Annotated in this window: 6 protein-coding genes; 4 read left to right on the top strand and 2 right to left on the bottom strand. The window is 49.1% G+C overall.

Translation table 11 applies throughout. The features are described from left to right. Window positions 1-319: 319 nt before the first annotated feature. The gene (locus ACUU1M_RS18065; RefSeq protein ID WP_001024558.1) at window positions 320-838 is read left to right on the top strand and encodes a 2-oxo-tetronate isomerase; all 519 of its coding nucleotides are present in this window, start codon (window positions 320-322) and stop codon (window positions 836-838) included. A gap of 44 nt (window positions 839-882) precedes the next feature. On the opposite strand, the gene dcp is transcribed toward ACUU1M_RS18065, so the two are convergent. Then, window positions 883-2,922, bottom strand: coding sequence for a peptidyl-dipeptidase Dcp (dcp, locus tag ACUU1M_RS18060; RefSeq protein WP_152029041.1), 2,040 nt, complete (start codon window positions 2,920-2,922; stop codon window positions 883-885). 136 nt (window positions 2,923-3,058) lie between these two features. Here dcp and ydfG point away from each other — a divergent pair, with 136 nt between their 5' ends. From ydfG to ydfZ, 3 genes are all read left to right on the top strand, one after another. Beyond that, window positions 3,059-3,805: a bifunctional NADP-dependent 3-hydroxy acid dehydrogenase/3-hydroxypropionate dehydrogenase YdfG gene (ydfG, locus tag ACUU1M_RS18055; RefSeq protein ID WP_000636575.1), complete on the top strand. Its 747-nt coding sequence runs from the start codon at window positions 3,059-3,061 to the stop codon at window positions 3,803-3,805. 88 nt (window positions 3,806-3,893) lie between these two features. After that, window positions 3,894-4,580, top strand: coding sequence for a DNA-binding transcriptional regulator rspR (rspR, locus tag ACUU1M_RS18050; protein WP_000215549.1), 687 nt, complete (start codon window positions 3,894-3,896; stop codon window positions 4,578-4,580). Window positions 4,581-4,757: 177 nt separating this feature from the next. Further along, window positions 4,758-4,961: a putative selenium delivery protein YdfZ gene (ydfZ, locus tag ACUU1M_RS18045; RefSeq protein ID WP_000214712.1), complete on the top strand. Its 204-nt coding sequence runs from the start codon at window positions 4,758-4,760 to the stop codon at window positions 4,959-4,961. A gap of 35 nt (window positions 4,962-4,996) precedes the next feature. On the opposite strand, the gene ACUU1M_RS18040 is transcribed toward ydfZ, so the two are convergent. After that, window positions 4,997-6,265: mannitol dehydrogenase family protein (locus ACUU1M_RS18040; protein ID WP_449144717.1), on the bottom strand; the 1,269-nt coding region annotated here is incomplete at its 5' end.

The following is a 6,265-nucleotide window of genomic DNA, read 5'->3' as shown; positions in this document are numbered from 1 at the left end:
GGCATGACAAGAAAACTTGCTAATACAATGGACTGAAATTTCATACTAACTCCTTAATTGCGTTTGGTTTGACTTATTAAGTCTGGTTGCTATTTTTATAATTGCCAAATAAGAATACTGCCAATTGTTATAAGGCATTTAAAATCAGCCCACTAGCTGTCAAATATTCAGAGAATTTGACTCACTAAAGTTAAGAAGATTGAAGAGTCTTAAACATGTTTTCAGAATAATCGGATTTATATGTTTGAAAATTATTATATTGGACGAGCATACAGAAAAAGCAAATCACCTTTACATATAATAGCGTGGACAAAAAACAGTGAACATTAATAAAGATAAAATTGTACAACTCGCAGATACCGACACTATTGAAAACCTGACATCCGCGTTGAGTCAAAGACTTATCGCGGATCAATTACGCTTAACTACCGCCGAATCATGCACCGGCGGTAAGTTGGCTAGCGCCCTGTGTGCAGCTGAAGATACACCCAAATTTTACGGTGCAGGCTTTGTTACTTTCACCGATCAGGCAAAGATGAAAATCCTCAGCGTAAGCCAGCAGTCTCTTGAACGATATTCTGCGGTGAGTGAGAAAGTGGCAGCAGAAATGGCAACAGGTGCCATAGAGCGTGCGGATGCTGATGTCAGTATTGCCATTACCGGCTACGGCGGACCGGAGGGCGGTGAAGATGGTACGCCAGCGGGTACCGTCTGGTTCGCGTGGCATATTAAAGGCCAGAACTACACTGCGGTTATGCATTTTGCTGGCGACTGCGAAACGGTATTAGCTTTAGCGGTGAGGTTTGCCCTCGCCCAGCTGCTGCAATTACTGCTATAACCAGGCTGGCCTGGCGATATCTCCAGGCCAGCCATTGGTGGTGTTTATATGTTCAAGCCACGATGTTGCAGCATCGGCATAATCTGAGGAGCCTTACCGCGCCATTGTCGATGCAGGCGTTCCAGATCTTCGCTGTTACCTCTGGAAAGGATCGCCTCGCGAAAACGCTGCCCATTTTCACGCGTTAATCCGCCCTGCTCAACAAACCACTGGTAACCATCATCGGCCAACATTTGCGTCCACAGATAAGCGTAATAACCTGCAGCATATCCGCCACCAAAAATATGGGCGAAATAACTGCTGCGATAGCGTGGCGGTATAGCAGGAAGATCCATATTTTCCGCCACCAGCGCCCGCAATTCAAAATCATCGACATCCTGCATTGCTTCGTTTTCTTCTAGGCAATGCCAGCGCATATCGAGAAGTGCGGCGCTAAGCAGTTCGCTCATCTCATACCCTTTGTTGAACAGGCTGGCATTACGCATTTTCTGTTGCAGTTCGTCAGGCATTGCTGCCCCGCTCTGATAATGCCGGGCGTAGCGAGCGAATACCTGCGGATGCGTTGCCCAGTGTTCGTTGATTTGCGACGGAAATTCGACAAAATCACGCGGCGTGTTGGTGCCGGAAAGCGTGGCATAACGCTGGCGGGCAAAAAGGCCGTGCAGCGTATGACCAAATTCATGGAATAAGGTTATTACATCATCCCAGAGTAACAACGCAGGCTCACCGGCAGCGGGTTTCTGATAATTGCAGACGTTATAAATTACCGGATGCGTTTCATTAAGCGTTGATTGCTCAACAAAATTGCCCATCCATGCACCGCCGCTTTTTGAATCACGGGCGAAGAAATCACCGTAAAATAACGCCAGTCCCACGCCATTATGATCAAAAATTTCCCACACACGAACGTCAGGATGGTAGACCGGAATATCAAAACGTTCGACAAACTTAATACCGAAGAGCTGATTCGCGGTCCAGAATACACCTTCATTTAACACCGTGTTTAATTCAAAATATGGCTTGAGCTGCGCCTCATCAAGATCAAATTTCTCCCGCCGTACCTGTTCCGCATAAAATGCCCAGTCCCACGGCTGCGCGCTAAACCCGCCCTGCTGCTTATCGATAACCGCCTGTATGGAGGCTAATTCATCGCTCGCACGTTGACGCGCCGCTGGAACAATTTCCCGCATAAAGTTGAGTGCTGCTTCTGGCGTTTTTGCCATCTGATCGGCGATTTTCCATGCGGCATAATGAGGAAAACCAAGCAGTTTCGCCTGCTGTGCGCGAATCTCTACCAGACGTTGAATGATAGCGCGGGTATCATTGGCATCATTTTTTTCCGCTCGCGTCCAGCCCGCAATAAACAGTTTTTCACGCGTCGCACGATCGCGCATTTCGGCAAGCGCCGGTTGTTGGGTGGTATTCAGCAGCGGAATCAGCCATTTGTTATCCAGACCTTTCTCGCGAGCCGCCTCTGCCGCCAGCGCAATCTCTTGCTCACTCATTCCTGCCAGCTGCGCGATATCGTTCACAACCAGACCGCCGGATTTATTTGCTGCAAGTAACCGCTGGTTAAACTGGCTGGTCAGGGTCGCAGCTTCTGTATTCAGTACTTTTAATTTTGCTTTATCAGCTTGTGCAAGTTTGGCTCCGGCAAGGACAAAACGTTGATGAATAACCTCCACCAGGCGGATGGATTCACTATCAAGCCCCAGGGATTCACGGCGCTGCCAGACAGCATCTACCCGCGCGAATAATTCACCGTTCAGATAGATATCATTAGCCAGTTCCGCCAGTTCAGCGGAAAACTGTTCATCAAGACGCTGTAATTCATCATTGGTATGCGCCGCAGTCATCGCAAAAAAGACGCTGGTAACGCGGGTAATTAATTCTCCGCTTTGTTCCAGTGCCAGAATAGTATTGTTGAAATCAGGCGTTTGCGGGTTAAGCGCGATGGCAGCAATTTCTGCCCGCTTTTGTTGCATTCCCTCATCGAATGCCGGGCGATAGTGATGATTGGCAATTTGATCAAAATGAGGAGCCAGATACGGCAGTGTGCTTTGGAAAGGATTCATTGTTGTCATTTTCTTCTCCTGAACGCGAGGTGTTCCATAGCGTAGGCTTACTGATAACGGAGTGCAATCTTGCAAACCAGTATTACCCGCTCTTAAGCATCACGTGCTATGTTATTGACACACAAAAGCGTTGAGGAACAGTGAGATGATCGTTTTAGTAACTGGAGCAACGGCAGGTTTTGGTGAATGCATTACTCGTCGTTTTATTCAACAAGGGCATAAAGTTATCGCCACTGGCCGTCGCCAGGAGCGGTTGCAGGAGTTAAAAGACGAACTGGGAGATAATCTGTATATCGCCCAACTGGACGTTCGCAACCGCGCCGCTATTGAAGAGATGCTGGCATCGCTCCCTGCCGAGTGGAGCAATATTGATATCCTGGTAAATAATGCCGGCCTGGCGTTGGGCATGGAGCCTGCGCATAAAGCCAGCGTTGAAGACTGGGAAACGATGATTGATACCAACAACAAAGGCCTAGTATATATGACGCGCGCCGTCTTACCGGGTATGGTTGAACGTAATCATGGTCATATTATTAACATTGGCTCAACGGCAGGCAGCTGGCCGTATGCCGGTGGTAACGTTTACGGTGCGACGAAAGCGTTTGTTCGTCAGTTTAGCCTGAATCTGCGTACGGATCTGCATGGTACGGCGGTGCGCGTCACCGACATCGAACCGGGTCTGGTGGGTGGCACCGAGTTTTCCAATGTCCGCTTTAAAGGCGATGACGGTAAAGCGGAAAAAACCTATCAAAATACCGTTGCATTGACGCCAGAAGATGTCAGCGAAGCCGTCTGGTGGGTGTCAACGCTGCCTGCTCACGTCAATATCAATACCCTGGAAATGATGCCGGTTACCCAAAGCTATGCCGGACTGAATGTCCACCGTCAGTAATTTTTATACCCGGCGTAACTGCCGGGTTATTGCTTGTCACAAAAAAGTGGTAGACTCATGCAGTTAACTCACTCACAAGCAAGAACGAATGACCGTCGAAACGCAACTTAATCCCACACAGCCTGTCAATCAGCAGATTTATCGTATTCTTCGTCGCGACATTGTCCATTGCCTGATTGCACCAGGCACACCGTTGTCGGAAAAAGAAGTTTCTGTTCGTTTCAATGTGTCACGCCAGCCGGTTCGTGAAGCCTTTATTAAACTGGCGGAAAACGGCCTGATTCAAATTCGTCCGCAGCGTGGCAGCTACGTCAACAAAATTTCCATGGCCCAGGTGCGCAACGGCAGTTTTATCCGTCAGGCCATTGAGTGCGCGGTGGCGCGTCGGGCGGCGAGCATGATTACCGAAAGCCAGTGCTACCAACTGGAACAAAATCTTCACCAGCAACGCATTGCCATTGAGCGCAAGCAACTGGATGATTTTTTTGAACTTGATGACAACTTCCATCAACTCCTGACGCAGATTGCCGACTGTCAACTGGCGTGGGATACCATTGAGAACCTGAAAGCGACCGTTGATCGCGTGCGCTATATGAGTTTCGACCATGTTTCTCCACCAGAAATGCTGTTACGCCAGCATCTTGATATTTTCTCTGCCCTGCAAAAACGTGATGGCGATGCGGTAGAACGTGCAATGACGCAACATTTGCAGGAAATCAGCGAATCCGTGCGCCAGATCCGCCAGGAAAACAGCGACTGGTTTAGCGAAGAGTAATTCATTTACTCTCATCCCATCCGGGATGAGAGGCTTTTCCCCCCGCCTTACGGCTCATGCATGCATCAAAAAAGATGTGAGCTTGATCAAAAACAAAAAATATTTCACTCGACAGGAGTATTTATATTGCGCCCGTTACGTGGGCTTCGACTGTAAATCAGAAAGGAGAAAACACCTATGACGACCTACGATCGTAACCGTAACGCAATCACCACTGGCAGCCGTGTTATGGTTAGCGGCACCGGTCACACTGGCAAGATCCTGTCGATTGATACTGAAGGTCTGACCGCTGAGCAAATCCGCCGCGGAAAAACCGTAGTTGTTGAAGGTTGTGAAGAGAAACTGGCACCTCTGGACCTGATTCGTCTCGGCATGAACTAAGTGTGTGAATGCCGCCGATGGCGGCATTGCTTTTTTTACTTCACGGAATATTTCGCCACGGTCGCTTTCGCGCCATGCGCTAATAAAGACAAGTACGCTTCCGTCACTTTTGCAGTAAACAAGCTATTGTCTGGCAAATCATCACCAAAGATTGCCTTAATCGCCAGCAATGACTGGACGCGCGCTTTCCCTTCGGCACTACTTTGTACAGCCTTCTGAATAACAGGTAACAGTGGGTCACTGATTTCTATCGGATTTCCCTGTTCATCAACACCACCGACATAACGCATCCAACCCGCGACGCCCAGCGCCAGCAGATCGAACTTGCTGTCATGCGCCAGATGCCAGCGAACAGAATCCAACATCCGCTGTGGCAATTTCTGGCTGCCATCCATCGCAATCTGCCAGGTTCGATGACGTAACGCCGGGTTGCTATAGCGTGCAATTAATCGGTTAGCGTAATCTTGCAAATCAACGCCCTGCACTTTCAGCGTCGGCGCTTGTTCCTGCAACATCATGCCATACGCCGCATGACGATAATGTTCATCTTCCATACAGTCATTAATGTGCTGATATCCAGCAAGATAACCCAGATATGCCAAGAATGAATGACTGCCGTTGAGCATGCGCAACTTCATCTCTTCATAAGGCAGCACATCACTAACCAGTTCGGCTCCCGCTTTTTCCCATTCCGGACGTCCGGCTACAAAGTTATCTTCGATAACCCACTGGCGGAAAGGTTCACAGGCAACGCCAGCAGGATCGCGCACACCGGTAAGTTGTTCGATTTTCGCCAGCGTATCCTCTGTCACTGCGGGCACAATACGGTCCACCATTGTTGATGGGAAAGTCACGTTATCTTCGATCCATTGTGCCAGTTTTACATCAACGGCTTGCGCGTAGGAAGTGACAACGTCACGCATAACATGACCGTTTTCTGGCATGTTGTCACATGACATGACGGTAAATGCGGGAAGTCCTGCCGCTTTACGGCGAGCCAGCGCCTCAACAATCACCCCTGTTGCTGTTTTCGGCTGGTGGGGATTTTGCACGTCGGCAGCGACCATCGGGTGATCGAGCATTAACTGTCCGGTCGCCGGAGAGTGGAAATACCCTTTTTCGGTGATTGTCAGAGAGACAATCGCGATTTGCGGTTCACACATAGCAGCCAACACGGTTTCTAAGCCATCCATCTGTACGTGCAAGGCTTTTTTAACGACGCCAACGACGCGAGCCGTCCACGCATCGGCCGACATTTCCGCAACGGTATAAAGATTATCTTGCTGTTGTAAATCGGCAATTTG

The sequence above is a fragment of the Shigella sp. SIG6 genome, from assembly GCF_053555815.1.
This window is presented reverse-complemented; position numbering and strand designations above follow the sequence as displayed.